Annotated in this window: 3 protein-coding genes; all 3 read left to right on the top strand. The window is 48.0% G+C overall.

Annotated features, from left to right (window positions below; translation table 11 throughout):
* Nucleotides 1–440, top strand: a 440-nt coding sequence (locus tag Q0191_RS06140; protein ID WP_297664779.1) for a glycine--tRNA ligase subunit alpha, incomplete at its 5' end; no start/stop codon positions are given.
* A gap of 2 nt (nucleotides 441–442) precedes the next feature.
* Nucleotides 443–2,482: a glycine--tRNA ligase subunit beta gene (gene glyS / locus Q0191_RS06135; RefSeq protein ID WP_297664778.1), complete on the top strand. Its 2,040-nt coding sequence runs from the start codon at nucleotides 443–445 to the stop codon at nucleotides 2,480–2,482.
* 20 nt (nucleotides 2,483–2,502) lie between these two features.
* On the top strand, nucleotides 2,503–2,615 hold a 113-nt coding region (locus Q0191_RS06130; RefSeq protein ID WP_297664780.1), incomplete at its 3' end, for a DUF896 domain-containing protein.

Here is a 2,615-nt window from a genome sequence, read left to right as displayed (position 1 = left end):
AGGTGACTTATGGTCTGGAGCGTCTGGCTTCTTATATCCAAGAAGTGGACTCAGTCTACGACATTGAGTGGGCTGATGGCGTTAAGTATGGTGAAATTTTCACTCATCCTGAGTATGAGCATTCCAAGTACAGCTTTGAGGTCAGCGACCAAGACTTGCTCTTGGGGAATTTTGAGAGGTTTGAAGCGGAAGCTAAGCGCTGTCTGGACGAACATCTGGTGCACCCAGCCTATGACTATGTTCTCAAATGCTCGCATACCTTTAACCTCTTGGATGCGCGTGGTGCTGTATCTGTGACAGAGCGGGCTGGTTATATTGCCCGTATTCGTAATCTAGCGCGTGTTGTGGCTAAGACCTTTGTGGCTGAGCGCAAGCGTCTGGGCTATCCGCTTTTGGATGCAGAGACTCGCGAGAAACTCTTGGCAGAGGAGGGAGAATAATCATGGTAAAAAATTTATTAGTTGAATTAGGTTTGGAAGAAATGCCAGCCTATGTCGTGACACCGAGCATGAAGCAGCTGCGCGACAAGATGGGAGCCTTCCTGACAGACCATCGTCTGACTTTTGAGAAAATTGAAATGTTCTCAACGCCTCGTCGTTTGGCGGTGCGCGTGGTTGGCTTGGCGGACAAGCAGTCCGATTTGACCGAAGATTTCAAGGGCCCTTCTAAGAAAATTGCTCTGGACGCAGATGGCAACTTTACCAAGGCTGCCGAAGGTTTTGTCCGTGGCAAGGGCTTAACGGTTGAGGACATTACTTTCCGCGAAATCAAGGGAGAAGAATACGTCTATGTGACCAAGGAAGAGGTCGGTCGCCCTGTAGAGGAAATCATCCCAGCAGTGACGGAAGTTCTGCAAGCTCTGACCTTCCCTGTCAGCATGCACTGGGCCAACAACACCTTTGAATATATCCGCCCGGTCCACACCTTGACTGTGCTCTTAGATGAGCAGGCCTTTGATTTGGATTTCTTGGACATCAAGAGCGGCCGTACTAGCCGTGGACATCGCTTCCTAGGTCAAGAAGCAGAGATTGCTTCTGCAAATTCTTATGAAGATGACCTGCGTGCTCAGTTTGTCATTGCCAGTCCTATTGAGCGGGAAAAGATGATTATCGAACAGATTCGGGCCTTAGAGCAGGAGCACGGTGTTTCTATCGAGATTGACGAAGACCTGCTCAATGAAGTGTTGAATCTGGTCGAATATCCAACTGCTTTCTTGGGTAATTTTGATGCTAAATACTTAGAGGTGCCTGAGGAAGTCTTGGTAACTTCCATGAAAGAGCACCAGCGTTATTTTGTTGTGCGCGATGCTGAAGGCAAACTTTTGCCGCACTTCATCTCTGTCCGCAACGGAAATGCTGAGCATTTGGAAAATGTCATCAAGGGAAATGAGAAAGTCTTGGTGGCTCGTCTGGAAGATGGGGAATTCTTCTGGCGGGAAGACCAAAAGCTGGCTATTGCTGACTTGGTTGAAAAGCTGAGCAATGTGACCTTCCACGAAAAGATTGGCTCTCTAGCAGAGCACATGGAGCGGACTGGCAAGATTGCTGCTCTCTTGGCGCAGGAAGCAGGATTAGATGCTGAGGAAACAGCCGACTTGGCTCGTGCAGCGGCTATTTATAAGTTTGACCTGCTGACTGGCATGGTTGGTGAGTTTGATGAGCTGCAAGGTATCATGGGAGAGAAGTATGCTCTTCTGGCTGGTGAGAATGCTGCGGTGGCAGCTGCCATTCGGGAGCACTATATGCCGACATCAGCCGATGGCGAATTGCCTGACACCAAGGTCGGAGCCGTCTTGGCTCTGGCTGATAAGCTGGATACCATTTTGTCCTTCTTCTCAGTTGGCTTGATTCCAAGTGGTTCCAATGACCCTTATGCGCTGCGCCGTGCGACTCAGGGTGTTGTGCGTATCTTGGACAAGTTTGGCTGGAACATTGACTTGGCTCAGCTTCTTGGTCGACTTTACGAACTCAAGTTTGATAGTCTAAGCTATGACAATCAAGAGGCCGTGCTGGACTTCTTCCGTGCCCGTGTTGAGAAAATGATGGACCGCAGCATTCCGAAGGATATCGTGACAGCTGTTCTTCAAAGCACTCATTTCGTTGTACGCGATTTGGTAGAAACAGCTGCGCTTCTAGCAGAAAAAGCTAAGGAAGATAACTTCAAGTCAGCGGTAGAAAGCTTGTCTCGTGTCTTCAATTTAGCTGAGAAAGCCCAAGGACAGACAGCGATTAATCCAGCTCTCTTTGAAAATCAAGAGGAAAAAGACCTGGCTGCAGCCATTGAAAAAGTGGAGCTGACGGATGACTTAGCTGCCAATTTAGATCAACTCTTTGCCCTCAGTCCAGTTATTGATGCTTTCTTTGATCATACCATGGTCATGGCAGAAGATGAGGCCGTGCGCAATAACCGCCTAGCTCTTCTGACTTCTTTGACGGCCAAAGCTGGACAACTTGCGCAGTTTAATCAGATTAATACCAAATAACAGGTAAGAGAGGTAGAATCATGGATCCTAAAAAAATTGAACGTATCAACGAACTGGCTAAAAAGAAAAAAACGGAAGGCTTAACTGCTGAGGAAAAAGTGGAACAAGCCAAGCTTCGTGAAGAGTATATCGA

Source organism: uncultured Streptococcus sp., assembly GCF_938036805.1.
GTDB lineage: Bacteria > Bacillota > Bacilli > Lactobacillales > Streptococcaceae > Streptococcus.
This window is presented reverse-complemented; position numbering and strand designations above follow the sequence as displayed.

Bases quoted from the DNA above. Each gene is read 5' to 3' on its own strand.
- glyS (WP_297664778.1), top strand. From the start codon at position 443: ATGGTAAAAAATTTATTAGTTGAATTAGGTTTGGAAGAAATGCCAGCC.